The following is a 26,325-nucleotide window of genomic DNA, read 5'->3' on the forward strand; positions in this document are numbered from 1 at the left end:
CCTGCATGCCGTGCTGATCTGGAGCGCAACAATCGTGGAGCCCCGATTGGGAGTCACGCCCTATTGGCCGATGGTCGGGCAGACCGACCCCGCCGGGGCACATCGGCACCTCACGCCACGGCTTTCTGCTTGCCGGTTTTTGAACTGGTTGGCGCCGCTCAGTCCGCCGCTTCGGGGTCGTGCCTGGCGGCGCGCTCGGCCAGGTAGTGGTCCATCAGCGAAGTGGTGCGGTGGGGGATGAGCTCGGCCATGGACAGCGAGGTGTCGGCCCGCTCGACCCCGTCGATGGCGAGGATCTGGCCGTTGACCCGGAAAAGCTCCTCGGCGCCGCTGGCCACCACGCGGGCCAGGATGTCTGCGGACCCGGTCACCCCGTGGGCCTCGACGATCTCCGGGATCCGGGCCAGCTGTTCCACGATGGCCTGCAGCAGGCGTTGCTGGATGTGGATGTGGACGAAGCTGACCAGCGGGAAACCCAGCGCCGCGGGGTTGATGCGCTGTTCGAAGGGCAGCAGGGCGCCGGAGGTCTCGAGGCGTACCATGCGGGTCTGCACGGTGTTGCGGCCGAGCCCCAGCTCGGCGGCCAGGGCCACGGCGCTGGCCTTGGGCTGGCGGCACAGCGCGGAGAGGATGCGCATGTCGGTGGCGTCTAGTTGCTGCATAATGCGAAAGATTAGCACCGCGGAGACATTCCGGATAGGGCAGGATGCCCCGTTTGGCGTCAATGGATTGTGCGCACTGACTTCTGTGAGTAGCATCACAGGTACGTGGCGGCGACGAGGCCGCCGCCCCGGAGGCGCGCATCCCACAGGAGGCGTTTTTCCGGGCCTCCCGCAACGCAGAAGGATGCCGACCGTGTCCAATACGTTTGACGCGCAGGCCCCCGACGGGCCAGAGCGCTACCTCCAAATCATCGGCCCCGACGGGGCCCGGACCCCCTGTCCCGAACTCGACGACTGGGTCCAGGACGTCGACGCCGGGGTCCTTCAGGACCTCTATGTGGACATGGCCTGCATCCGGCGCCTCGACCAGGAAGGCACTGCGCTGCAACGCCAGGGCGAGCTGGGGCTCTGGGCCCCGCTGCTGGGCCAGGAAGCCGCGCAGATCGGCTCCGGCCGGGCGCTGGACCGCAACGACTTCATCTTCCCCTCCTACCGCGAGCACGGGGTCGCCTACTGCCGCGGCGTCGCCCCGCAGGACCTGCTGCGCATGTGGCGCGGGGTCGCCCCGAGCGGGTGGAACCCCTACGAGGTCAACATGGCCAACCAGCAGATCGTCATCGGCGCCCAGACCCTGCACGCCGCGGGCTACGGCATGGGCCTGAAGCTCGATGGCTCGGCCTCGGCCGTGATCACCTACTTCGGCGACGGCGCCACCAGCCAAGGCGACGTCAGCGAGGCCATGGTCTTCGCCGCCAGCTACCAGGCGCCGGTGCTCTTCTTCTGCCAAAACAACCACTGGGCCATCTCCGAACCCGTCACCCGGCAGACCACCGGATACATCGCCGACCGCGCCCGGGGCTTCGGCCTGGCCACCTGGCGGGTCGACGGCAACGACGTGCTCGCGGTCCTGGCCGCCACCCGCGCCGCGCTGGCGCACGTGCGCAGCGGCACCGGCCCGGCCTTCATCGAGGCCGTCACCTACCGCATGGGCGCGCACACCACCGCCGACGACCCCACCCGCTACCGCGACGCGCTTGAGCTCGAGGAATGGGCCGCCAAGGACCCGCTGGACCGCATCGCCGCCCACCTGGATTCGCTCGGCGCCGACCTGGAAGCCCTGAAACGGCGGGCCGCCTCCGCGGCCGATGCCTTGGCCGCGGGCCTGCGCGAGGCCATCACCACCATGCCCGACCCCTCGGTCGATGACCTCTTCGCCCACGTCTACAGCCACTCTCATTCCTGGCTTGACGGGCAGCGCGAGGAGTGCCGGCGCTACCTGGACAGCTTTGCGGCGGACTCGGAGGTCTCCCGATGAAAACACTCACCTTTACCCAGGCCCTGAACTCCGGGCTGCGCGCGGCCATGGAACGCGACGAAAAGGTCGTGCTGATGGGGGAGGACATCGGCAAGCTCGGCGGCGTCTTCCGCATCACCGACGGGCTGCAGAAGGACTTCGGCGCCCACCGGGTCATCGACACCCCGCTGGCCGAGTCCGGCATCGTGGGCACCGCGATCGGTCTGGCCTTCCGCGGCTACCGACCCGTGGTGGAGATCCAATTCGACGGATTCGTCTACCCGGCCTTCGACCAGATCGTCTCGCAGCTGGCCAAGATGCACTTCCGCTCCAGAGGCCACGTGAAGCTGCCGGTGACCATCAGGATCCCCTTCGGCGGGGGCATCGGCTCCCCGGAGCACCACTCCGAATCGCCCGAAGCCTATTTCGCCCACACGGCCGGCCTGCGCGTGGTGTCCCCGTCCAACCCGGAGGACGCCTACTGGATGCTGCAACAGGCCATAGCCGACGACGACCCGGTGATCTTCCTCGAGCCCAAGCGCCGCTACCACCAGCGCGGGGAGGTGGACCTGGACACGGCCCCGGCGGCGGGCTCGCTCTACAAGGCCCGGGTCGTGCGCCCGGGCAACGACCTGACGCTCATTGCCTACGGCCCGCTGGTGAAAACGGCGCTGGATGCGGCAACCGCCGCCGAGGACGACGGGGTCGACATCGAGGTCATCGACCTGCGCAGCATCGAGCCGGTGGACTTCGACACGCTCACCGCCTCGGTGCGCAAGACCGGCAGGGTCGTCATCACGCACGAGGCCGGCAAGTTCGCGGGCGTCGGCGCCGAGCTTGCGGCAAGCCTGACCGAGCGCTGCTTCGACCACCTCGACCACGCCCCGGTGCGGGTGACGGGATTCGACATCCCCTACCCGCCCGCCAAGCTGGAGAACCACCATTTGCCGGACCTGGACCGGATCCTCGACGGGGTCGATCACGCCATGCGCCGAACCGGAACACAGCTGGGAGAGGACGGATGAGCGCCACCATGGAGAAACTTTTCAACCTGCCGGACCTGGGGGAGGGGCTCACCGAATCGGAGATCCTTTCCTGGCGGGTCGCCGTGGGCGACACCGTGGAACTGAACCAGATCATCGCCGAGGTGGAGACCGCCAAGGCCGTGGTGGAACTGCCCTCGCCCTTCAGTGGCGTCGTCACCAAGGTCTTTGAACCCGTCGGCGCCGTGGTCAACGTCGGCAAGCCGATCATCTCCTTCGAGGTGCCGGCCCCCGCCGGCACACCAATCGACCGGCAGCCGACACTGGTCGGTTACGGGGCCGCGGTGGAATCCTCCGGCCGCCCGGCACGCCGCGGGCGCGCCAGTGCTCCGGAACCCGAGGCAAGGCAACCGGAAGCAGTTCCCCCTGCCGCAACGCAGGCGCTCGCCGAAGTCGATGAACCCGTCGAGCCGCCGGCGGAACAGGGGATCGGGTACCTGCGCGCCAGGCCCCCGGTGCGCAAGCTGGCCCGCGACCTGCACGTGGACCTGCGCGCCTTGCACCCCAGCGGAGCCGGCGGACTGATCACCCGGGAGGATGTGCTGCACGCCAAGTCGCCCGCCGCGGAGGTCCCTGCGGAAACACAGGCGCACGCGGTGGAGGTCGGTCAGCCGGCCGGTGTGCCGACTGGCGTACCCGTTGCTGCCCAGGCGCCGGGGGATGCCCGCGAGCGCAGGGTGCAGGTGCACGGGGTGCGCAAGGCGACGGCGAATGCCGTGGTGGCCAGCGCGTTCAGCGCCCCGCACGTCTCCGAGTTCCTCAGCGTGGATGTCACCGAAACCATGGAGCTGCTGGATCGCTTGCGCCGGGCGCCGCACCTTGCGGGGGTAAAGCTCACGATCACCACGCTCGTGGCCAAGGCGGTCAGCACGATCCTGGCCCGGCACCAGGGGATGAATTCCCGCTGGGATCCGCAAAGCGGCGAGATCGTCGAATACCACTACGTCAACCTCGGCATCGCCGCGGCCACCGACCGCGGACTGATGGTTCCGGTGGTGCACGAGGCCCAAGACCTCGATCTTGCGGCCATGGCCCGGGAGATCTCGGAGCTCACCCGTGCGGCGCGGGAAGGCACCCTCACCCCGGCACAGCTATCCGGCGGGACCTTCAGCATCAGCAATATCGGGGTCTTCGGGATCGACGCCGGGACACCGATCCTTCCGCCGGGGCAGACCGGAATCCTCGCACTGGGACAGGTGCGGAAGATGCCGTGGGAATTCCACGACGAGGTGGCCCTGCGCCTGGTCATGACGTTGTCGCTGTCCTTCGACCACAGGGTCGTCGACGGCGAACAGGGGGCCAAGTTCCTGGTCGATCTGGGCACGCTGCTCAACGACCCGGGCATGCTTTTTGGACTGGCCTGAGTCAGAGGGGGCCAAGGGGCGACGATTGGGCTGCTTCCGGATCACGACTGCCGGAAGCAGCCCTTGATGTGCCTGCCATGGACTCGGGAATGGATGGATATTGCAGGTGACAAGGGCATACGGACTGAATCGGGTTGGCTGCGGCACGCCTCGAAAACCGGGCGAAAAGCACCGTGGCTTAGCTGACCTCTGTGTTTGGACTCATGCGCAGATTTCTCAAATTTTTTGCGGACATCACGCGAAGCATATGTTGCAGGTTTATTAAGATTGTCTGCAAAGCGGAGAATTCATTGAATGTTTCACACTTCTGTGAGTAGTCTCACTGGGTGGTGATTAGGATCACCGGGGTTTGACTGTTGGCAAAATCGCGACGCTCGAACCCATACAACAGACTCGTTGAGGAGACAGTATGCGTTACACCCGCACTTCGAAGGCACTCGTGCTTTCGGCAGCTCTTGCACTAACACTTTCGGCATGTGGCGGTGGTGGTGGCAGCACCGGTGCCAGCAACAGCAGCAACAGCGCGGGCGCCTCAGATGGCACCGGGGGAAACCCCACGGCGGTAATCACTGCGAACTCAACCGAACCGCAGAACGGCCTGCTTCCAGCCAACACCAACGAGGTTGGTGGCGGTCGCGTCATGGACCTGCTCTTCACCGGTCTGGTGAGCTACGACGCCACAGGTGCGCCGGTGAACGAACTGGCCGAGTCCATTGAAACAAAGGACGCCAAGACATACACGATCAAGATCAAGTCCGGCCAGAAGTTCAGCAACGGCGAAGCCGTGACCGCGAAGTCCTTCGTCGATGCCTGGAACTTCGGTGCGGCCGCCAAGAACGCCCAGCTGAACTCCTACTTCTTCGAGTCCATCAAGGGCTATGACAAGGTCAGCGCCGAGGGCGCCACCGCGGAAACCATGGAAGGCCTGAAGGTTGTCGACGACACCACCTTCACCGTCGAGCTTGCTCGCTCCGAATCCGACTTCCCGCTGCGTCTGGGCTACACCGCCTTCTACCCGCTGCCCGAGGCAGCATTCAAGGACCCCAAGGGCTTCGGCGAGAACCCTGCCGGCAACGGCCCCTACAAGCTGGCCGACGGCGGATGGCAGCACAACGTCCAGATCGAGTTGGTTCCCAACGCTGACTACAGCGGCCCGCGCAAGCCCGTCAACGCCGGTGTGACCTTCAAGATCTACAGCACCTTCGATGCCGCCTACCAGGACCTGCTGGGCGACAACCTCGACGTGCTCGACCAGATCCCGCCGAGCCAGCTGCAGAACTACAAGGCCGACCTGGGCGACCGCTGGGTCAACCAGGCCTACGCCGGCAACGCCACCATGGTGATTCCGAGCTACCTGCCGGAATTCAAGGGTGAGGCCGGCCAGATGCGCCGCGCGGCAATCTCGATGTCCATCGACCGCCAGCAGATCATCGACAACATCTTCTTCGGTGGCAAGCAGGTCGCCAAGGAATTCACTTCCCCGGTGATTGACGGATTCTCGGATGCGATCCCGGGAAGCGACGTGCTGACCTTCAACGCCGAGAAGGCCAAGCAGCTGTGGGCCGACGCTGAGAAGATCTCCCCGTGGCCGGCAGGCAAGGCCTTCACCGTCACCTCGAACATCGATGGTGCGGGCAACAAGGAATACATCGAGGCCATGGCCAACCAGATTTCCAACACCCTGGGGATCAAGGCCGAGCTGAACCCGATTCCGACGTTCAAGGAAATGCGCACCCTGGTTGGCGAGAAGAAGCTCACCGGCGCATCGCGCGCCGGCTGGCAGGCCGACTACCCGTCGCTGTACAACTTCCTCGGCCCGCTGTACGCCACCGGCGCGGGATCGAACGACGGAGACTACTCGAACCCGGAGTTCGACAAGCTGCTCGCCGAGGGCCTGTCAGCCACCACCGTTGAAGAAGGCAACAAGATCTTCAACAAGTCCCAGGAAATCCTGCTCAAGGACCTTCCTGTCGTACCGCTCTGGTACCAGGGCGTTCAGGGTGGTTGGAGCACCAAGGTAGCCGACGTCAAGTTCGGCTGGAATGGCGTGCCGCTGTACTTCGCAATCACTGGTAAGTAGCAGCCCCACCGCTGACATGGATAGTGAGTAAGGGGGGCCCTAAAGGGTTCCCCCTTACTCACGCCAATGATTAATCCATCAAGATCGCGGCCCCCAATCATGTTTCCTTACAAGGAGCACTCCCGTGCAAGATTCGTTTCCATCCACTAACCCCGCGGTGGTAGCCCAGTGATTACCTTTACGCTCAAGAGATTTTTGCAATTGATACCGGTTTTCCTCGGTGCAACCCTGCTTGTCTATTTCCTTGTCTTCGCCGCACCTGGCGATCCCATTTCAGCCCTGTCGGGCGGCAAACCGATGAACCCGGCCGTTGAGGCAACTCTCAGGGCCCAATACAACCTGGACCAGCCCTTCTGGGTCCAATACCTGCTGTACCTGAAAAACCTGGTGACGTTCGACCTGGGCCAGACATTCTCCGGCCAAGCGGTGTCCGACGTGATCGCCCGCGCGTTCCCGGTAACCGCAAGGCTGGCCATCATGGCGCTCGCCTTCGAAGCCGTTTTCGGAATCATCCTCGGCGTCATTGCCGGCCTCAAAAAGGGAAAGCTCTTTGACTCGACGGTGCTTGTTGCATCCTTGATCGTCATCGCAGTGCCGACATTTGTCCTGGGCTTCGTCCTGCAATTCATCGTTGGCGTTAAGCTCGATTGGGCGAAACCAACGGTGGGTCCCGGCGCCCCCTGGAGTGACCTGATCCTCCCTGCACTGGTTTTGGGCCTTGTCTCCCTGGCCTACGTCCTGCGCCTGACGCGCACCTCCGTCATTGAAAACAAGAACGCCGACTATGTACGCACGGCAACCGCCAAGGGCCTCAGCCGTCGCCGGGTCATCGTTGTACATATTCTTCGAAATTCGCTCATTCCGGTGGTGACCTTCCTGGGTGCCGACCTCGGAACGCTCATGGGTGGCGCAATCGTCACCGAGGGCATTTTCAATGTCCCGGGCATCGGAAACCTGCTCTACTCGGCCATCAGCAAGGGCGAAACGCCCACGATCGTGGCCGTAGTCAGTGTCCTGGTGCTCGTTTTCGTTCTAGCAAACCTCGTCGTCGATTTACTGTACGCGTGGCTCGACCCAAGGATCCGGTATGTCTGAGAATCCACTTCCCGAATTGATTGAACCGACCGACACCGCCAAGCGTGTGCGCGCCGGTAAAGTGTCCACGCGCAAGATCGAGCATTTTGTTGCCCCGCTTGAGGAAACCCCGCTGCAGTCCGTCGACAAGGTCGACGAGACGGCCGAACCCCTGAGCATGTGGATGCAGGCCTGGCGGTCCCTGCGGACCCAGCCACTGTTCATCATTTCAGCCCTGCTGATCGTCCTCGTCATCACGGTCGCGTTGTTCCCGGGGCTGTTCACCCAAACCAATCCGCAGGCCTGCGACCTGGCCAATGCGCGCAAGGGTCCCGCCCCCGGACATCCCCTGGGCTTCACGTTCCTGGGTTGTGATGTCTACGCGCGCATCATCGTCGGCGCGCGGGCCTCGGTGCTTGTTGGCCTCCTGACCACGATTGCGGTGGTCGCCATCGGTGGCACGTTCGGCGCGCTGGCAGGTTACTACGGAGGTTGGCTTGACGCCGTCCTGGCCCGCCTCGGAGACATCTTCTTCGCGCTGCCTCTGATCCTGGGCGCCATCGTCATCATGCAGCTTCCCGCATTCCGCGAAAACAAGAGCATGTGGACGGTCATCATTACGTTGACCGTATTCGGATGGCCGCAGTTGGCCCGCATCACCCGCGGTGCCGTCATCGAGGCAAAGAATGCTGACTATGTCATGGCCTCACGGTCGCTCGGGCTCTCAAAGTTCAAGACGCTGGTAAAGCACGTGCTGCCCAATTCCCTGGCGCCGATCATCGTGGTGGCCACGATTTCCCTGGGCACCTACATCGTGGCCGAGTCCACGCTGTCCTTCCTGGGCGTGGGGCTTCCGCAAGGCACCATGAGCTGGGGACGAGACATCTCGGATGCCAAGAATTCCCTTCGCAACAATCCATCGATCCTCATGTGGCCGGCGCTTGCACTTTCCATAACCGTCCTGAGCTTCATCATGCTTGGTGACGCGGTGCGCGATGCGCTGGATCCAAGGGCACGCAAGGGATAGCGCCATGACTGAACTATTGAAGGATTCATCCGTGAACGCAACAGCCGAGGACCGGCCGCTTCTCGAAATCAAGAACCTGGCCATCACCTTCTCAACCCCGGAAGGGCCGATCGAGGCGGTGCGCAACGCTCACCTGACGGTCATGCCCGGAGAAACGGTTGCCATCGTGGGGGAGTCGGGTTCCGGAAAGTCCACCACGGCACTTGCCGCCATCGGACTCCTGTCCGGCAACGGCCGGGTGTCCGGCGGCCAGATCATCTTTGACGGCGAAGACATTACCCACGCAAGCGACAAGCGCATCATCGAGCTGCGTGGCAGCTCCATCGGCATGGTTCCGCAGGATCCGATGTCCAACTTGAACCCGGTGTGGAAAATCGGTTTCCAGGTGGAAGAGACGTTGAAAGCCAACGGGCTGGGCGGCGGCAACTCGAAGGAACGCGTCGCGCAGGTGTTGTCGGAAGCGGGCCTGCCAAATGCGGCATCACGCGCCAACCAGTACCCGCACGAGTTCTCCGGCGGCATGCGCCAGCGCGCGCTGATTGCCATCGGCCTGGCCTGCCGGCCGCGCCTGCTGATCGCCGACGAACCCACCAGCGCCTTGGACGTGACCGTCCAGCAGCAGATCCTGGACCACCTGGACACCATGACCAGCGAGCTGGGCACGGCGGTCCTGCTGATCACCCACGACCTCGGCTTGGCCGCGGAACGCGCGGAAAAAGTCGTCGTCATGTACAAGGGGCAGGTGGTCGAATCGGGGCCCGCGCTGGAAATCCTGCGCAATCCGCAGCACCCCTACACGCAGCGCCTTGTTGCATCGGCTCCGTCGCTGGCATCCAAGCGCCTGCAATCCCAGCCGATTGAAGTCGCCGAGCAAGTGAATGCGGTGGCCAAGCACGAGCACTCGCTGAAGACCGATGACGTGCTGGAAATCAAGGACCTGACGAAGGTCTTCAAGATCCGCAAGGGCATGGGTCGCAGTGACGAGTTCACTGCTGTCGACAACGTTTCCCTCGAGGTCAAGCGCGGCACCACCACGGCAATCGTGGGGGAGTCGGGTTCCGGCAAGTCGACGGTGGCACAGATGGTGTTGAACCTGCTGAAGCCCACGTCGGGTTCCATCACGTTCGACGGCCAGTTGATGACCGACCAGCCGGAATCTGAGCTGTTCAAGTTCAGGCGCCGGGTGCAGCCGATCTTCCAAGATCCCTACGGTTCCCTGGACCCGATGTACAGCATCTACCGCACCATTGAGGAGCCGCTGCGCATCCACGGGATCGGTGACAGCAAGTCGCGTCAGAGCCGAGTCAAGGAACTGCTTGCCCAGGTGTCGATGCCTGCTTCAACGATGCACCGGTTCCCCAACGAGCTCTCGGGCGGCCAGCGCCAGCGCATTGCCATTGCACGGGCCTTGGCATTGCAGCCGGAAATGATCATCTGCGACGAGGCCGTCTCCGCGCTGGATGTGCTGGTGCAGGCGCAGATCCTGAACTTGCTCAACAACCTGCAGGAAGAGCTTGGACTGACGTACCTGTTCATCACCCACGACCTGGCGGTGGTGCGAGAGATCGCCGACAACGTTTGCGTGATGAAAAACGGGCGCATCGTCGAAAAGGCCACGTCTGACGAGGTCTTCAACAACCCGCAAAGTGAATACACGCGTAACCTGCTCGGCGCCATCCCCGGTGCCACGCTCCTGCTTTAGCCTCGCCGCGTTCGGTTTCACCGGACGGGCTTGGCTGGCAAACCAGTAAACTGCGAATGGGCGGACCTGAATGGTCCGCCCATTCGCCGTTGGTGGTTGGACCATTCAGGTGCCCTTGAGCAGTCGTCAAGCAATCGCTGTCACTGCTTTGACGTAACTTTTCCCACTGTTGCCAAACCGTTATGTTTTGCGACACCTTGAGTTTTCCTACCCGACAGTAGTTATTGGCAAAGTTCAATGTGAAGTAAACCCTTGAGTTCTAGCGGCTGTAGCGCTCGTCACGTCCTGGTTTGCAAGTTCTGCGGCCTGACCGGGCGCTTTGGGTGAGCCTGGTCTCGATAAATGTGAAGCGACATTTTTATATCCAACGGGACTGATCACCGCTATGGTTTTTTGATGTGGGGTAGCGCACGCCGCGTGGACCGCGCCCGAGCGAGAGCTCGGCAACACGAAGATCAAGCTTATAAGGAGGAGAAATGCGTGTTCAGCGTATTTCGAAGGCTGTCGCAGTAGGTGCTGCGCTTGCACTGGCACTCACCGCTTGTGCGCCAGGCGGCCCGGCTGAGCCATCCGGTTCGGCAGCACCGTCGGCAAGTGGCGGCGGTACCAACACCGTGGAACCGGCAAACAGTGGCCTTGCCGCTCTTGGCGATGTCACGACCAAAGAAGGCGCCATCAAGGTCACCGTGGGTGCGCCCGATTTCATCGGCTACAACTCGCTGACACCACAGACCTACAGCACTTACAACTCGGCCATTACCGAGCGGGTCCTGGCAGGATTCTCGTACTTCGGCACCGATGGCAAGATTTACCAGAACAAGGATCTTGGTTCCTACGAAAAGGTCAGCGACGATCCGCTGACCATCAAGTACACCATTGCCGAAAACGCAAAGTGGTCCGATGGCACCCCGATCACCACGGCCGACGCCGTGCTGGCATGGGGCACCCAGAATGCAAACCTGAAGAACGCCAAGAAGGCTCCGCTCTTCGACTCGGTCTCAGCAGACCTGGGTGACACTGTACCCAAGGGTCCCGAGGGCGCAGCTGATTCCAAGGAATTCACTGTCACCTTCAAAAACCCGGATCCGGACTGGCAGATCCAGACTTGGATGACCACTCCGGCGCACATTGTTGCCAAGCAGGGCGGCCTGTCCACGGCCGATCTGGTTGAGGGCATCCGTTCGGGCGACGCAGCCAAGATCACCAAGGCTGCCGAATTCTGGAACACCGGTTGGACTACCAAGCCGGGCGCGCTTCCCGCAGCCGATCTGATCCCGTCCTCGGGCCCATACAAGCTCAAGAGCTGGAATGCCGGCGAATCGGTAACCCTTGAAGCCAACGAGGCCTACTACGGCACCCCGGCTGCCACCAAGACCCTGACCTTCCGCTTCCTCGCGGATGATGCAATGGTTCAGGCATTGGACAACGGCGAACTGAACGCCATCGCCCCGCAGCCGACCATTGACACCCTGGCGCAGCTGAAGAAGCTCGGCGAAAAGGTAAACATCCAGCAGGGTGACACCATGACCTGGGAACACCTGGACTTCAACTTCGGTGAAAAGGCAGCCTTCAAGGACAGCCTGGAGCTGCGCGAAGCATTCGCCATGTGCGTTCCTCGCCAGGAAATCGTTGACAACCTGATCAAGCCGTTGAACCCGGAAGCGCAGATCCTCAACGCCCGCGAAGTCTTCCCGTTCCAGGACACCTACAAGGACATTGTCGGAGCGTCCTACGATGGCCGCTTCGACGCGGTTGACGTCGAGGGTGCCAAGAAGATCCTCGAAGAGAAGAACGCAGTCGGCACCAAGGTTCGCATCGGTTACTCCGCTCCGAACCCGCGACGTGCCAACCAGGTCGCCATGATCAAGTCATCCTGTGATGCGGCAGGCTTCGAAGTCGTCGACGCAGGCGATCCGAAGTTCTTCGCACCGGGCGGCACCCAGGAGCGTGGCGACTACGACGTGGCACTGTTCGCTTGGGCAGGTTCCGGCCAGATCACTTCCGGCCAGAACATCTACGGCACCGGCAAGCCACAGAACTACACCAAGTTCTCCAACAAGGAAGTTGACGCGGCATGGACCCGTCTTGCAACCTCCATGGATCCGGCCGTCCACCTGGCCGAAACCAAGAACATCGAGAAGCTGCTGTGGGACAACCTCTTCGGCATCCCGGTGTTCGCTCACCCGGGTCTGTCCGCCTCCACGGCTGACATCAAGAACGTGCGCCACACCGCCACCCAGTCGCAGATCGTCTGGAACGCGGAGCAGTGGGTCCGCGCTGAGTAATTGCCAACCGGCAATACCAGCGTCTTAGTGTGGGGCTTGGCGTTTTCGCCGGGCCCCACACGCCCTTGTTAACACCACTTACGAGGGCGGATCAAGACGGAAAGGTAAGTAGTTGCAGTGCTGAAATTTATCATCAAAAGGCTCGGGGCCTCGTTGGGCATTTTGCTCGCCGCCTCCTTCCTTCTCTACGTATTGGTGATCAACTCCGGGGATCCGCTCGGTGATCTCCGTGAGAGCTCCGCCGAAAACCGGGACTATCTCATTGCTCAACGCTCCGCGTACATGAATCTGGACCAGCCCTGGTACCTGAGGTACTGGGATTGGCTCACGGGCGTTGGCAAGTGCTTTGCCCTGCAATGCGACCTCGGTACGAATGTCCAGGGTGTTGAGGTTTCCGGATTGCTCGGCGCCGCAGCATCCTCCACGCTGCGTCTGGTCATCCTGGCCACGGTGCTGGCAGCCATCTTTGGCATTGCCATCGGCGTGCTCACGGCCGTTCGCCAGTACTCGGGTCTGGACTACGGTGTCACCTTCCTGACGTTCTTGTTCTTCTCCCTGCCGGTCTTCTGGGCCGCAGTGATGCTCAAGGAATACATGGCTATCGGCTACAACAACTGGATCAAGGAACCCGCGTTCACGCCGCTTCAAACGATTGTCGCGGCGGTGCTCTTCGGTTTCCTCATGCAGGTGTTCCTGGGCGGCAGCGTCAAGCGCCGCGTCGCCACCTTCGCGGTCTCGGCGGTCTTCGTCGGCGTGGCAATCCCGTACCTGCTGTGGCTCAACTTCTTCCGCTACCCGCAGCTGGGCTTGGTCGGCATCGTCGTCCTCTCCCTGGCCGTTGCCCTCAGTGGCACTGCCATGACCGTGGGCGTGCGCAACAAGGCGGTGCTCTACCCGGCATTGATCACCGTGGGCCTGGGCATCATCCTTTACTACGCAACTTTCTCCATCCTCCAGGCTCCCAGCACCCCCGTGCTGATCATTGGCGGTGTCCTGTCGATGGCCATCCCCGGCGCCATTGGCTACTACATGGGCGGCCGTGTTCGGAAGGTCGCCATGTGGGTCAGTGCCTTCACCGGCCTTGCCGTTGCCGGCCTGACGGTCATCGACCACATCTTCCGCGCCTGGCCCGGATTCCTTCAGCTCAAGCCGCGCCCGGTGGGTACCATCGGTTCGCAGACCCCGGACTTCGTAGGCAGCTTTTGGGAAGTCTTCCTTGACCGCGGTGCCCAGCTGATACTCCCGACGATCCTGCTTGCAGTGATCTCGCTGGCCAGCTACTCCCGTTACACCCGAACCTCGATGCTTGAAGTCGGCCAGCAGGACTACATCCGCACGGCCCGCTCCAAGGGGCTTAGCGAACGAACCGTGATCTTCCGTCACGCCTTCCGCAACGCGCTGATCCCGATTGCCACCATTGCGGCCTTCGACTTCGCCGGCCTGATTGGCGGTGCGGTCATCACCGAGTCCGTCTTCGGCTGGAAGGGCATGGGCGAAATGTTCCGCACCGGTCTCCAACACGTGGACCCGGCGCCGGTCATGGCCTTCTTCCTGGTCACCGGCACCGCAGCTGTTCTCTTCAACATGCTTGCGGACATCTTCTATGCGCTTCTTGACCCGAGGATCCGGGTATGAGCGAGCACCAGAACAACGAAGAGCTACGAGGTTCATCGAACATGATTTCCGAAATGGAGCCCAACGAGCAGCAGCTCGTTTCCCTGGTCGAGGTCGAGGACGCGGAGCTGGCACGCAATGCCACCCAGTCCAAGAGCCAGGGCCAACTGATCCGCCGCCGCTTCGTGCACCACAAGCCGGCGATCATCTCAGCGATCATCCTGGTCTTCATCACCGTGGTCGCCTTCACCTCCATCGGGTTCGCCGGCATCCCCGGTTGGTGGAACCAGAGCTACGTGAAGTCCGGCACCATCGTCAACGGCGGAGTGCCGACCCTGAGCCTGCTACCCACCTGGCTGGGCGGCAGCGGCATCGCGTTCGGCGCACACCCGTTCGGGCAGGACAGCACCGGCAAGGACTATTTTGCCCTCGTCATGCGCGGAACCCAGAAGTCCATCATCATCGCGGTTGTCGTGGGCGCCGTCGCGACCGTCATCGGCGCGATCGTCGGGGCCCTGGCAGGCTACTTCCGCGGCTGGGTCGATGAGGTGCTGATGCGCATCACCGACCTGTTCATCGTGATCCCGTTGCTGGTACTGGCCGCCGTGCTCGCCCAGATGGTGGGCAACAAGTCCGGTTCCATTTTCGCGCTGGCCTTCGTTCTTGGCATATTGACCTGGACCGGTCTGGCCCGCCTGGTACGCGGCGAAATCCTGAGCCTGCGCGAACGCGAATACGTCGCGGCGGCACAGGCCATGGGCTCGACCACCAGCCGGGTGATCTTCAAGCACCTGCTGCCCAACACCGTGGGCGTGATCGTCGTGAACGCGACCTTTGCCATCGCTGGCGCCATCCTGCTGGAAACCTCGCTGAGCTACCTGGGATTCGGCGTACAAGCGCCGGAAACCTCCTTGGGCCTGCTCATCAGCGAGTACCAGAACGCGTTCACCTCCCGCCCGTGGCTGTTCTGGTGGCCGGGCATGATCATCGTCGCCATCGCCCTGAGCGTGAACTTCCTGGGCGACGGATTGCGCGATGCGTTCGACCCCCGCCAGACCAGCAAGGCAAAGCGCCGCAAGAAGAAGGAACTCGCATGAGCATCCAAGCACCGGTGAAAGGCACAACCGGCACGGCACTGAGCTTCGAGAATCTCAATGTCGTTTTCGATACGGAATTTTCCGAGGTCCACGCGGTCAAGGGACTCTCCCTTGAGGTGTTCCCCGGCGAGGTCGTGGCGTTGGTCGGAGAATCGGGTTCCGGCAAGTCCGTGACTTCCACCGCCGCCATGGGGCTGCTGCCCGCGAACGCGAACGTCACCGGCAAGGCGCTGGTCGGCGGCGTCAACGTCGTCGGCCTGCCTGAGGCCAAGATGCGCAAGATGCGCGCCACCGAGATCGCCATGGTCTTCCAGGAACCCATGACGGCATTGAACCCGGTGCTGACGGTTGAACGCCAGCTCACCGAGTCGCTCGAGCTGCACGGCCTTGCCTACGGCAAGGAGGCCACGGCCCGCGCCATCGAACTGCTGGAGATGGTGGGCATCCCGGAACCGGCCAAGCGCATCAAGCAGTACCCGCACCAGTTCTCCGGCGGCCAGCGCCAGCGCATCGTGATCGCCATGGCGATCTCCTGTGACCCCAAGGTCATCATCGCCGACGAGCCGACCACCGCGCTCGACGTGACGGTGCAGGCCGAGATCTTGGACCTGCTGCGCGAGCTCAAGGACAAGCTGAACACCGGCATCCTGCTGATCACCCACAACATGGGCGTGGTGGCTGACCTGGCCGACCGTGTGGCAGTGATGTTCCGCGGTTCGCTGGTCGAAACCGGCACGGTGGAACAGGTGCTCAACGCCCCGCAGCACCCGTACACGCAGAAGCTCCTTTCCTCGGTTCCGCGCCTGGCCGCGGTGGACGTGGACGGCGGCTTTGTTCCCGAACCCGCCGACGTCGTGGACCCGAAGCGCAAGCTCGTGCTTGAGGCCAAGAACCTGGTGCTGGAATACGACATGCGCGGAAGCAAGTTCCGCGCAGTTGACGATGTCTCGTTCGAGATCGCCCGCGGGGAAATCCTGGGCATCGTCGGCGAATCGGGTTCCGGCAAGTCCACGGTCGCCAAGGCCGTGCTTGGCCTGCTTCCGGTGGCCTCGGGCAAGCTGGCCGTGCAGGGCAGCGACCTGACCAAGCTGCGTCCCAAGGCCGCACGCGCGGTGCGCGCCAAGATGGGCGTGATCTTCCAGGATCCGGCCGCCTCGCTGAACCCGCGGTTCCCCATCGGCGACTGCATCACCGAACCCATGGTGGTGCACAAGGTCGGAAACCGCGCCGAGCGCATCAAGCGCGCCACGGAGTTGCTTGAGGCGGTGCACCTGCCGGCCTCGGTCATCAACCGCTACCCGCACGAGCTCTCCGGCGGCCAGCGCCAGCGCGTGTGCATCGCACGCGCCCTCACCCTGGATCCCGAGCTGCTGATCGCCGACGAGCCGACCAGTGCGTTGGACGTTTCGGTGCAGGCCGCGGTGCTGGACATGATCCAGGAGCTGCAGGAACGCTACGAGTTCGCCTGCTTGTTTGTCAGCCACGACCTTGCCGTCGTGGACCTGCTGGCGCATTCGGTGGTTGTCATGAAGTCCGGCAAGGCCGTCGAGCAGGGTCGCGTCAGCGACGTCCTGCACGCGCCCCGGGAAGACTACACGCGCAAGCTGCTCGCGGCTGCGCCGGTCCCCGAGCCGGGGGAGCAGGCAATCCGCCGCGAGGCCCGCCGCCTGCTCATGGACATCGAAAACGGGAACTGATCCCTGTCGGATCGGCCCGGCCCTTGTAGGGCGGCAAGAGAATAGAGCAATGGCCGGATATCCCTTCGGGGATATCCGGCCATTGCTCATGCCCGAGGACAAGAATGCGGGGGAGCGGCTAGACCAGCTCCATGATGAATTCCTTGACGACCGCTGCGCGGGCGTTGGAGAAATCGGAGTCCTCATCGATGACCTTGAAACCACGTCGTTCCAGGACCTTGATGGATCCGATGTTGTCTTGCGGGACCCGGGCACGCAGCGGGCGTTCGGTGTATTCGGCCAGGAAGGCGTCGACTGCCGAGGTGGTGATTCCCTTGCCCCAGAAGCGGCGGGCGGTCCAGAAACTGATCTCCGGAACATCTTCGTTCTTAAAGAGCAGAATCGAACCCGCAACCTCGCCCTCATGCTCAATGGTGCGCACGATGACCGAGGGGTCGTTCAGGATCAGGTTCCAGTGGTGGTCGAATACGCCACGGTCGGCCGGGTTGCGTGCCGTGAAGGCAGCCATGAGGTTGGCTTCGGGATCCTGCTGGTGTTCGAAGAACTGGTCAAGGTCTTCTGGCTGTATGGGCCGTAGCTGCACGGTCACTGCCTCTCTATATGTGTTGATCGACTTGTCCCTAGCCTACCGGGGTGGACAGGGCTGCGGTCGCCATCTGGTTCAGTAGTTTACGCAGGCCCTTCTTGGATGTGCGGGGCGAGTGGGCCGAGTGCGCCGTCGAATTGAGCAGGCCGAATGCCGCGTGTGCCCGGAAGCGGATGACTGTTGCCGATTCTTCCGGGTGGATCAGGTGCAGTTGCTCGGTCCACAGGGCAATATAGTCACGCTGCAATTTGCGCACCAGATGAAGCTCGGCTTCGGGGAGGGCTTCCAGGTTGCGGTCCTGGACCTGAATCATGTCCGGGCGGGCGAGCGCAAAATCGGTGTGGAAGGAAATGAGCCTGCCCAGGATTTCCGAGGGCGTTCCTCCCTCCGCCCTGACCTCCTTGCCGCCCTTGAGGAGATCCTGGCTGACACCCACCAACAGCGCGATCAGCACCGCGGATTTTCCGGAAAAGTGCCGGTACACGGCCGGGCCGCTGATGCCGCAGGCCGCCCCCAGGTCCTCGAGCGAAACTCCCGCGTACCCGCGGATGGCGAACAGCCGGGTGGCTTCGACCAGGAGGTCCCGGCGTCGTTGTGCCTTGGCCCTGTCCCTGTCGGTCGAGGCCGGCGTGATTGACGTGGCATTCATGGGGTGTTCGATGCTCCTTTGTGCCCCTGGAGGCCGAATGCTGGCCGGGCCGGGGTCGCCGAATCAATTCGCTGTGAATGCTGGACAAGTGTGCGGTGCAACACTAGCCTCGGATTCAGTTAATGATCACTAACAATACGTGGTCATTTGGCAAAGCCCAAGAGCTTTACAAGCCAGCGTCGAAGAATCGATTGACCCAGTCGTTTCGGAGGCCGACGCGCCAAAGGAAGGTGCAGAACGTGATCGATCTGGAGCTCGACGAGGAATACCAGCAGCTCGTGGACACGGTGCGCGAATTCGCCAACGAAGTCGTCGCGCCGGTTTCGGCAAAACACGACGCCGCGCATTCCTTCCCCTACGACGTGATTGCGCAGATGGGGCAGCTTGGGCTGTTCGGACTACCCTTCAGCGAGGAGTACGGGGGCATGGGAGGGGACTACTTCGCCCTCGCCCTGGCCATTGAGGAATTGGGGCGGGTCGACCAGTCCGTGGCCATCACGCTGGAGGCCGGAGTCAGCCTGGGCGCCATGCCCGTGTACCGCTTTGGTACAGCGGCCCAGAAGGAACGCTGGCTGCCTGCCCTGTGCGCCGGGACGGAGCTCGCTGGCTTTGGGCTCACCGAACCTGAGGCGGGCTCCGATGCCGGCGGCACCCAGACCAAGGCCGTCCTGGACCAGGGGCACTGGACGATCAACGGGAGCAAGGAATTCATCACCAACTCCGGCACCGACATCACCACGTTGGTGACCGTCACTGCGGTCACCGGCACCGCGGCCCGGCCGGACGGAACGCAGTCAAAGGAAATTTCCACGATCCTGGTGCCCCGGCCGACCCCGGGTTTCACCGTCGAACCTGCCTACAACAAGGTCGGCTGGAATGCCTCGGACACGCACCCGCTGAGCCTGAAGGACGTACGCGTGCCGGAGGAAAACATGCTCGGTGAACGCGGCCGCGGCTACGCAAACTTCCTGTCGATCCTCGACGAGGGGCGCATCGCCATCGCGGCCCTGGGCACCGGGGCCGCTCAGGGCTGTCTCGACGAGGCCGTCGCCTACGCCAAGACCCGCACTGCGTTCGGGGCCACCATCGGGTCCAACCAGGGCATTTCCTTCATGATCGCGAGGATGGCGGCACGCGTGCACACCTCGCGGCTTGCCTACTATGCGGCCGCGGCGCGGATGCTGGCCGGCAAGGATTTCAAGACCGAGGCGGCCATCGCCAAGATGGTCGCCGGCGAGGCGGCCATGGACAACGCCCGGGACGCCACCCAGATCTTCGGCGGCTACGGCTTCATCAACGAGTCCCTGGTTGCCCGGCACTACCGGGATTCCAAGATCCTGGAAATCGGCGAGGGCACCACCCAGGTGCAATTGATGCTGATTGCCCGCTCGCTGGGGCTTTGAGAATCACCACTTGCGCTCTGCGACCGGGTTTGTAGGATACGCATACGGGCTTTTCCGTGGATGCCTCGACGCTCCGGGGTCCCGTTCGCCGTTGGAGGCCGGGGAAACACCGGGTGTAGGGGGATGGAAGAACTGAAGGGGTAGCAAGATGATGAACGATGATCTCGGCAAGCGGGTCGAACAACGCGGTCTCTACTTCGACGAGCTCGATGCAGACGCCCTGTATGTGCATTCCCCCGGGCGAACCATGACCGAGACCGACAACGTCCTGTTCACCACGCTGAGCATGAACACCCAGGCGCTGCATCTGGACGCGGCATTCTCCGCGACCCAGCCCTTTGGCCGCCGCCTCATGAACTCCATGTTCACCCTTGCGACCATGGTGGGCCAGTCCGTGTCGCAGCTGACCCAGGGCACCCTGGTCGGCCAGCTCGGGCTCACCGACATCAGGTTCCCGCACCCGCTCTATCCGGGGGACACGCTCTACACCGAAACGTCCGTGGTGGACCTGCGGCCCTCCAACTCGCGTCCGGGCCTCGGGGTGGCCACCTTCAACCACGTGGGCCGCAACCAAGACGGCATCATCGTCGGCGAGGCGACGCGCGTGTGCCTGATGTTCACCCGCGAGGCACACCTGCAACAGCAAGCGGGCACCTGGGAAGACCCTGACTGGACCTAGTCCCGGTTGGACCCGGCGGGGCTTCCGTCACCGGCGGGGGTTCCAGGAGTAGCGGTTTTCCGGGCGCCCGGCGCTTCCGTATCTGGGGGTGAGCTTGGCCTTGGATACCGAGACCAGGTACTCGAGGTAGCGTCTGGCGCTGACCCGTGCCAGGCCCAGCTCCGCGGCCAATTCCGCCGCCGAGTAGTCGGCCCCGGGAGCCCGCAGGAGATCGGTCACGGCATCCAGCGTTGTCCTCGAAAGGCCCTTGGGCGGCTGTCCCGCCGAATGCGCCCCTGCTTGTTGTGCGACGGGGGATTGCAGGCGGACCTGCGCGGGGTCCGCCTGCGGCACCGTCGAACGCAGCCTGTCGATGCTCTGCTGGTCCAGGCCGTGCTCGGAGTCGCGCAGCTTCAGGAGCGCCGAGCGGTTTGCGACATAGTTGTCCAGGCGGGACCTGAACTCCGCGGACCCGAACGGCTTGACCAGGTACTCGATGACGCCGCCGGCCAGGGCGCTGCGGACCGTGGCCAGCTCCCGGGCCGCGGTGATGGCAAAGACGTCCAACAGGTCGCCGCCGGCATCTGCCCTTGCCTTGGCCAGGACATCAAGGCCGCTGAAATCGGGCAGGTGGATGTCCAGCAGCAACAGGTCGGGCCGCAGGGACCTGACCATTTCCAGCCCCTGCCCGCCGGTGTGTGCCGTGCCGACGACCTCGAAGGCGCCGTGGGCCATGAGGAAGCCGTGGTGCACACCGGCCACCGCCGGGTCGTCGTCGATGATCACTGTGCGGATCGGGCTCATGGCGCTCCTTGTGCGGGGTTTGCAACGCTGCTTGCAATGGCGATGGCGGCGGGGTGGAGGGGGCGGAGCACTGTGGGCGGAGGCAACACCACGGTGAAGGCGGCCCCGCCGAGATCCGAGTCTCCGACGGTGATGGTTCCGCGGCGCCGGGTGACCACGCGGTGGACCAGGGCCAGGCCGATGCCGCGGGCCGCGGGCTCGGTGCCGGCGCCCTTGGTGCTGGCGCCCAGGTCCCAGAGCGAATCACGCAAACCGGGTTCGACACCGGGACCGTCGTCGTGGATCTCGATCAACACGCTCGAGTCCGCCTCCTCGCTCACCAGCAGCTCGATGCGCCCCTGGTGGACGATGGCCTCGATGGCGTTGTCCAGCAGGTTGCCCAGGATGGTGATCAGGTCGCGGCTCAACGCCGGCTGCGAGGGGGTGAGCGCCGATTCGTCGTCGATGACCAGCTCGATGCCCTTTTCGCGGCAGATGGCACCCTTGGCCAGCAGCAGCGCCCCGAGTTCGGGATCGCCGACGGAGGCCAGGGCCTCGGCGCCGGTGGGGGAGCCGGAGGTGTCGGCGATGCCGATGAAATCGGCGGCCGCGCGCACCTGCCCCAGTTCAAGCAACCCGGAGATCACGTGCATCCGGTTGGAGAACTCGTGGGCCTGGGCGCGCAAGGCCTGGGTCATGTCCCGTGCCCCGCCCAGGTCCCGCAGCACGCCGTGCAGCTCGGTGCGGTCGCGCAGCAGCAGCATCGAACCGACCCGGGAGCCTCCCACGGTTCCGCCCGAGGCCTTGGCCAGCAGGATGCGTTCGCCCGCCAACACCAGCTGTTCGCCCTCCGACTGGTTGACCAGCAGGGAGGCGATCGGCGCCTCAAGCACCTCGTCGGCGCGCAGGCCCAGGACCTCGGAGCGGAGATCCAGCAGCCGCTTGGCCTCGTCGTTGACCAGCGTGATGGTCCCCGCGGCGTCGGTGACGATCAATCCCTCGCGCACGCCGTGCAGCAGTGCCTCGCGCGACTGCAGCAACTCGGCGATCTGTTCGGGCTCCTGCCGGTGGATGCGCCGCCATACCAGTCGGGAAATGCTGAACGCCCCGATGGTTCCCACCACCGCGGCGCCGATGAGCCATCCCACCAGGACCGGAAGCCGCTCGAGCAGGTCCGCGGTCAGCTCGGACTCGAGCACTCCGACCGACGCCGTGCCCGCAATCTTTCCGTCGATCCAGACAGGGACCTTGACGCGCCAGGAGGTGCCCAGGGTGCCCTTTTCGGTTCCGACAAACACCTCCCCGGAAAGCGGGACGGACGGGTCGGTGGAGACCGGTTCCCCGATGCGTTCCGGGGTCGGGTGCGAATAGCGGATGCCCTTGGCGTCGGTGACCACCACGTAGGTGACGTTCGAGGCCTGCCGGATCAGTTCCGCGATGGGCTGGATGGTCTGGGCCGGGTCCGCGTCGTCGAATGCCTCGATGACGGACGGGAGCCTGGCCACGGATTCGGCCACGCCGATCAACCGCGCCTGGTGCGCGTCGCGGATGGAATCGGCCTGCATCAATGCCGCCACGACCCCTGCCACGGAGATCACCAGGAAGACGATGCCCACCTGAAGCAACATCAGGTGGGTGCGAAGCGAAGAGGTGCGGAACATCACACCATTTTTGCACGCCCCGTCACTTTGTCGCCCGCGACCAAAATGACCAATACCACCACTATCACCACATGCTTCCGGTGCGCACTCGAAGGTTTGTAGCCTCAACCTCGCACCCATGGTGATCCGCAACACACTCCGGTGCTTTCATTCGCATATTTGGACAAGGAAGTTCCGACAGTGAAAACCAAAATCTCCATGACCCGACGTACAGCCATCGTTGCCGCGGTCGCCGCCGCTGCCCTGTCCCTTTCGGCCTGCGGCGGGGCCTCGGGCTCCGGCGATGCCGCCGCGGGCGACATCAAGAAGCTGAACATCATCGTCCCGGCGAACCCGGGCGGCGGCTGGGACCAGACCGGCCGGGCCATGCAGGCGGACCTCACAGCCAACAAGCAGGTCGGCTCCGCCAACGTGGTGAACATCGGCGGCGCGGGCGGCACCAACGGCCTGGCCAAGCTGGCCACCGAAAAGGACCCGAACACCCTGATGGTCATGGGGTACGTGATGGTCGGCTCCGTGGAAACCAACAATTCGGCATCCCGCCTGGAGGACACCACCCCGATCGCCCGCTTGACCGAGGAGCCGCTGGTCATCGTCGTTCCCGCGTCCAGCCCGTACCAGAGCATCGGCGACCTGGTCGCCGACATCAAGGCCAAGGGCAAGGGCGTGGCCGTCACCGGCGGCTCGGCCGGCGGTGCCGACCACATCCTGATCGGCCAGATCCTCAAGGCCCAGGGCATCGGCGCCGACTCGCTGAACTACATCGGCTACTCCGGCGGCGGCGAATCCCTCGCGGCCCTGCTGGGCAACAAGGTCCAGGCAGGCATCTCCGGCGTCGGCGAATACGCCGAACAGGTCAAGGCCGGCAAGGTCCGCGCGCTTGCGGTCTCCGGTCCCGTCGAGGCGCCCGCACTGCCGGGCGTGAAGCCGCTGAAGGACCAGGGCATCGACGTGGTGCTGACCAACTGGCGCGGCGTGGTCGCACCGGGCTCCATCGACGAGGCCCAGGCCAAGAAGCTCACCGAGCTGGCCACCGAACTGAACAAGTCCGAGGCCTGGACCAAGACCCTGAAGGACAACAACTGGGACAACGCGTTCCTGGCCGGGGACGAGTTCAAGACCTTCCTCACCGAGGACATCGCCACGGTCAAGACGACCCTCACGGAGATCGGCCTGGTCAAGTAGGCATGCAGACCGCGCAGAAGAACCTCGGAGAAGTTCTCTTTGCGTTGGTCTTCGTAGTACTTGGTGTAGCGGGAGTGATCTTCGCCGGAACCATCGCGGTTCCGGACCTGGAGTTCGGCATGGGCCCACGGGCCTTCCCCTACATCGTGAGCACACTGTTGCTGGTCCTCGGAGCGGGCCTGGTTTACCAGGCCCTCCGCGGCCGGCTCGGTGCTGCCGAGGACGGCGAAGACATTGACGCAGATGCCAGCACTGACTGGCTCACCATCGGCAAACTCGCCTTCTTTGTCATCATCCACATTGTGCTCATCGAACCCGCCGGCTGGCCGGTTGCCGCCGCAGCACTGTTCATCGGTGCCGCCTGGTCCCTGGGCGCCAAGCCGTTCTGGCGTTCGGTGATCATCGGCGTGCTGCTGGCCCTGGTGTTGCAGTACCTCTTTGGCGGGTTGCTTGGGGTCTCCCTCCCGCGCGGCCCGCTGCTGGAAGGCGTTGAATTCCTCAATGGATAACCTGAACATGCTCATGGAGGGCTTCGCCACGGCGGCGCAACCCATCTACCTGCTGTACGCGCTCTTCGGGGTGTTCATCGGCACCGCCGTCGGCGTGCTGCCGGGCATCGGCCCGGCCATGACCGTGGCACTGCTGATGCCGATCACCTACTCGCTTGAGCCGACCGCCGCGATGATCGTGTTTGCGGGCATCTACTACGGCGGCATGTACGGCGGATCGACAACCTCGATCCTGCTGAACACCCCGGGGGAGTCGGCCTCGATCGTCACGGCGCTGGAGGGCAACAAGATGGCCAAGGCCGGGCGCGGGGCCGCCGCCCTGGCCACCGCCGCCATCGGCTCCTTCGTTGCCGGCACCATCGCCACGGTGCTGCTGACGTTCCTGGCCCCGGTGATCGTCGACTTCGCCATCAACCTGGGACCCGTGGACTTCGTGGCGCTGATGGTCGTGGCGTTCCTGACCATCGGCGCGCTGCTGGGATCCTCGATCCTGCGCGGCATGGCCTCGCTGGCCCTGGGCCTGTTCATCGGGCTCATCGGCGTGGACGACACCACGGCGCAGCAGCGCTACACCTTCGGTTTCGCCGGATTCACCGACGGCATCGACGTGGTGCTGGTCGCCGTCGGGCTCTTCGCGGTGGGGGAGGCGCTCTACGTCGCCGCCCGCATGCGCAAGGGACCCGTCGAGGTCATGGGCATGGGCACCTCCTCCGGCAACAGCGCCAGGTGGATGAGCAAGGACGACTGGAAGCGGTCCTGGAAGCCATGGCTGCGCGGCACCTTCATCGGCTTCCCGATCGGCACGGTCCCGGCCGGCGGGGCGGACGTCTCCACCTTCCTGTCCTACGCCGCAGAGCGGAAGCTGGCCAAGGGCGAGAACCGGAAGCAGTTCGGCCGCGGCGCCATCGAGGGCGTCGCCGGGCCGGAGGCCGCCAACAACGCTGCGGCCGCCGGCGTGCTGGTCCCGCTGCTGACCCTGGGCATCCCCACCACGGCCACCGCGGCGATGATGCTCACCGCCTTCCAGCGCTACCAGATCCAGCCGGGTCCGCTGCTGATGGAAACCAACGGGGCCCTGGTGTGGGCGCTGATTGCCAGCCTCTACATCGGCAACCTGATGCTGCTGGTGCTGAACCTGCCGCTGGTGGGCTTGTGGGTCAAGATCCTGCAGATCCCGCGCCCCTACCTATACGCCGGCATCCTGGTCTTCGGTGCCCTGGGTGCGTACTCGCTGAACTTCGCCATCATGGATGTCGGCATCCTGCTGGTCATCGGCGTGCTCGGCTTCTTCATGCGGCAGTACGGCTACCCCGTCGCGCCCATGGTGGTCGCCATGATCCTTGGCCCGATGTTCGAGGTGCAGTTGCGCCGCGGACTGCAGATCTCGCAGAACGACCCGATGACGCTGGTCTCCACCCCGTTCACCTGGGTGGTCTACGGCGCGCTGGTGCTCATGTTCGTCGCGTCGTTCTTCATCAAGCGGGCGCAGCGGAAGATGGAAGCGCTGCCCGTCGAACCGATCGTTGAGGAGGCAAAATGAGCTTGCAGGACGCAACCCGCGGAACCGTTGTGCTGGGATACGTTCCCACCGGACTCGGCGACGCGGCGCTTGATGCGGCGATCACCGAATGCCGGCGCCGCGGCGCCGGGCTGTTGGTCGTCAACTCGACCCGCGCCGACCGGACCGTGGACCCGAACTACGCGTTTGCCGACGACCTCGAACAGCTGCACGCAACGCTCGAAGCCAGCGGCATCGAACACGAGGTCCGCCAATTCACCTCCAGCCAGTTGGCTTCCGACGACGTGATCGCCGCGGCGGAGGAAACGGACGCGGAACTCATTGTGATCGGGGTGCGGCGGCGCTCGCCGGTGGGCAAGATGCTCATGGGATCCGACTCCCAACGGATCCTGCTGCAGGCCGAATGCAATGTGCTTGCGGTCAAGGTCTAGGC

22 protein-coding genes are annotated in these 26,325 nt (G+C 64.1%); 17 read left to right on the forward strand and 5 right to left on the reverse strand.

Annotated elements, in window-relative coordinates:
- Positions 1 to 158: 158 nt before the first annotated feature.
- Positions 159 to 662 carry an Lrp/AsnC family transcriptional regulator gene (locus ACIQLF_RS17860; protein ID WP_400301371.1) on the reverse strand — a complete coding sequence of 168 codons (504 nt, stop codon included), beginning with the start codon at positions 660 to 662 and terminating at the stop codon, positions 159 to 161.
- A gap of 184 nt (positions 663 to 846) precedes the next feature.
- Between ACIQLF_RS17860 and ACIQLF_RS17865 the strand changes: the two genes are divergently transcribed.
- The 11 genes from ACIQLF_RS17865 to ACIQLF_RS17915 all read left to right on the forward strand — a co-directional run bounded on the left by ACIQLF_RS17865 (position 847) and on the right by ACIQLF_RS17915 (position 16,939).
- Positions 847 to 1,977, forward strand: a complete 1,131-nt coding sequence (locus ACIQLF_RS17865) for a thiamine pyrophosphate-dependent dehydrogenase E1 component subunit alpha (protein WP_400301374.1) — start codon at positions 847 to 849, stop codon at positions 1,975 to 1,977.
- Positions 1,974 to 2,981 carry an alpha-ketoacid dehydrogenase subunit beta gene (locus tag ACIQLF_RS17870; RefSeq protein WP_400301377.1) on the forward strand — a complete coding sequence of 336 codons (1,008 nt, stop codon included), beginning with the start codon at positions 1,974 to 1,976 and terminating at the stop codon, positions 2,979 to 2,981. The genes ACIQLF_RS17865 and ACIQLF_RS17870 overlap by 4 nt, the downstream gene beginning before the upstream one ends.
- Positions 2,978 to 4,363, forward strand: coding sequence for a dihydrolipoamide acetyltransferase family protein (locus ACIQLF_RS17875; protein ID WP_400301379.1), 1,386 nt, complete (start codon positions 2,978 to 2,980; stop codon positions 4,361 to 4,363). The genes ACIQLF_RS17870 and ACIQLF_RS17875 overlap by 4 nt, the downstream gene beginning before the upstream one ends.
- Positions 4,364 to 4,772: 409 nt before the next feature.
- On the forward strand, positions 4,773 to 6,443 hold the full coding sequence (locus tag ACIQLF_RS17880; RefSeq protein ID WP_400301381.1) for an ABC transporter substrate-binding protein: 1,671 nt from the start codon (positions 4,773 to 4,775) through the stop codon (positions 6,441 to 6,443).
- Positions 6,444 to 6,611: 168 nt separating this feature from the next.
- Positions 6,612 to 7,538: an ABC transporter permease gene (locus ACIQLF_RS17885; protein ID WP_400301384.1), complete on the forward strand. Its 927-nt coding sequence runs from the start codon at positions 6,612 to 6,614 to the stop codon at positions 7,536 to 7,538.
- Positions 7,531 to 8,544 carry an ABC transporter permease gene (locus tag ACIQLF_RS17890; protein ID WP_400301386.1) on the forward strand — a complete coding sequence of 338 codons (1,014 nt, stop codon included), beginning with the start codon at positions 7,531 to 7,533 and terminating at the stop codon, positions 8,542 to 8,544. Before ACIQLF_RS17885 ends, ACIQLF_RS17890 begins: the two co-directional genes overlap by 8 nt.
- A 4-nt stretch (positions 8,545 to 8,548) precedes the next feature.
- Positions 8,549 to 10,246, forward strand: coding sequence for a dipeptide ABC transporter ATP-binding protein (locus ACIQLF_RS17895; protein WP_400301389.1), 1,698 nt, complete (start codon positions 8,549 to 8,551; stop codon positions 10,244 to 10,246).
- Between the two features lie 476 nt (positions 10,247 to 10,722).
- The gene (locus tag ACIQLF_RS17900) at positions 10,723 to 12,531 is read left to right on the forward strand and encodes an ABC transporter family substrate-binding protein (protein WP_400301392.1); all 1,809 of its coding nucleotides are present in this window, start codon (positions 10,723 to 10,725) and stop codon (positions 12,529 to 12,531) included.
- A 117-nt stretch (positions 12,532 to 12,648) separates the two neighbouring features.
- Positions 12,649 to 14,166, forward strand: coding sequence for an ABC transporter permease (locus tag ACIQLF_RS17905; protein WP_400301395.1), 1,518 nt, complete (start codon positions 12,649 to 12,651; stop codon positions 14,164 to 14,166).
- On the forward strand, positions 14,163 to 15,242 hold the full coding sequence (locus ACIQLF_RS17910) for an ABC transporter permease (protein WP_400301397.1): 1,080 nt from the start codon (positions 14,163 to 14,165) through the stop codon (positions 15,240 to 15,242). Before ACIQLF_RS17905 ends, ACIQLF_RS17910 begins: the two co-directional genes overlap by 4 nt.
- Positions 15,239 to 16,939 (forward strand): ABC transporter ATP-binding protein, encoded by a 1,701-nt coding sequence (locus ACIQLF_RS17915; RefSeq protein WP_400301399.1) that lies wholly within the window; start codon positions 15,239 to 15,241, stop codon positions 16,937 to 16,939. Before ACIQLF_RS17910 ends, ACIQLF_RS17915 begins: the two co-directional genes overlap by 4 nt.
- 118 nt (positions 16,940 to 17,057) lie before the next feature.
- Here the strand turns inward: ACIQLF_RS17915 and ACIQLF_RS17920 are convergent, their stop codons facing one another.
- Positions 17,058 to 17,522 carry a GNAT family N-acetyltransferase gene (locus tag ACIQLF_RS17920; RefSeq protein WP_400301581.1) on the reverse strand — a complete coding sequence of 155 codons (465 nt, stop codon included), beginning with the start codon at positions 17,520 to 17,522 and terminating at the stop codon, positions 17,058 to 17,060.
- 37 nt (positions 17,523 to 17,559) lie between these two features.
- A complete protein-coding gene (locus ACIQLF_RS17925; protein WP_400301401.1) occupies positions 17,560 to 18,174 on the reverse strand; it encodes a TetR/AcrR family transcriptional regulator in 615 nt (204 codons plus the stop codon).
- Between the two features lie 239 nt (positions 18,175 to 18,413).
- Here ACIQLF_RS17925 and ACIQLF_RS17930 point away from each other — a divergent pair, with 239 nt between their 5' ends.
- Positions 18,414 to 19,577 carry an acyl-CoA dehydrogenase family protein gene (locus tag ACIQLF_RS17930; RefSeq protein ID WP_400301404.1) on the forward strand — a complete coding sequence of 388 codons (1,164 nt, stop codon included), beginning with the start codon at positions 18,414 to 18,416 and terminating at the stop codon, positions 19,575 to 19,577.
- A 148-nt stretch (positions 19,578 to 19,725) separates the two neighbouring features.
- Positions 19,726 to 20,256 carry a MaoC family dehydratase gene (locus ACIQLF_RS17935; RefSeq protein ID WP_400301407.1) on the forward strand — a complete coding sequence of 177 codons (531 nt, stop codon included), beginning with the start codon at positions 19,726 to 19,728 and terminating at the stop codon, positions 20,254 to 20,256.
- Between the two features lie 27 nt (positions 20,257 to 20,283).
- Here ACIQLF_RS17935 and ACIQLF_RS17940 read toward each other — a convergent pair whose 3' ends face one another.
- A complete protein-coding gene (locus ACIQLF_RS17940) occupies positions 20,284 to 21,039 on the reverse strand; it encodes a response regulator (RefSeq protein WP_400301409.1) in 756 nt (251 codons plus the stop codon).
- Positions 21,036 to 22,679, reverse strand: a complete 1,644-nt coding sequence (locus ACIQLF_RS17945) for an ATP-binding protein (protein WP_400301412.1) — start codon at positions 22,677 to 22,679, stop codon at positions 21,036 to 21,038. Before ACIQLF_RS17945 ends, ACIQLF_RS17940 begins: the two co-directional genes overlap by 4 nt.
- A gap of 180 nt (positions 22,680 to 22,859) precedes the next feature.
- Here ACIQLF_RS17945 and ACIQLF_RS17950 point away from each other — a divergent pair, with 180 nt between their 5' ends.
- From ACIQLF_RS17950 to ACIQLF_RS17965, 4 genes are read left to right on the forward strand one after another with little or no spacing between them, the layout of a single operon-like run.
- Positions 22,860 to 23,864 carry a Bug family tripartite tricarboxylate transporter substrate binding protein gene (locus ACIQLF_RS17950; RefSeq protein ID WP_400301415.1) on the forward strand — a complete coding sequence of 335 codons (1,005 nt, stop codon included), beginning with the start codon at positions 22,860 to 22,862 and terminating at the stop codon, positions 23,862 to 23,864.
- Positions 23,865 to 23,866: 2 nt separating this feature from the next.
- Positions 23,867 to 24,373 carry a tripartite tricarboxylate transporter TctB family protein gene (locus tag ACIQLF_RS17955; protein ID WP_400301417.1) on the forward strand — a complete coding sequence of 169 codons (507 nt, stop codon included), beginning with the start codon at positions 23,867 to 23,869 and terminating at the stop codon, positions 24,371 to 24,373.
- Entirely contained in the window at positions 24,366 to 25,913 is a 1,548-nt protein-coding gene (locus tag ACIQLF_RS17960) for a tripartite tricarboxylate transporter permease (protein ID WP_400301419.1), read from the forward strand. Before ACIQLF_RS17955 ends, ACIQLF_RS17960 begins: the two co-directional genes overlap by 8 nt.
- On the forward strand, positions 25,910 to 26,323 hold the full coding sequence (locus ACIQLF_RS17965) for a universal stress protein (RefSeq protein ID WP_400301422.1): 414 nt from the start codon (positions 25,910 to 25,912) through the stop codon (positions 26,321 to 26,323). Before ACIQLF_RS17960 ends, ACIQLF_RS17965 begins: the two co-directional genes overlap by 4 nt.
- The last annotated feature ends 2 nt before the right edge of the window (positions 26,324 to 26,325 follow it).

It is taken from the genome of Paeniglutamicibacter sp. NPDC091659, assembly GCF_044756805.1.
Classification (GTDB): domain Bacteria; phylum Actinomycetota; class Actinomycetes; order Actinomycetales; family Micrococcaceae; genus Paeniglutamicibacter.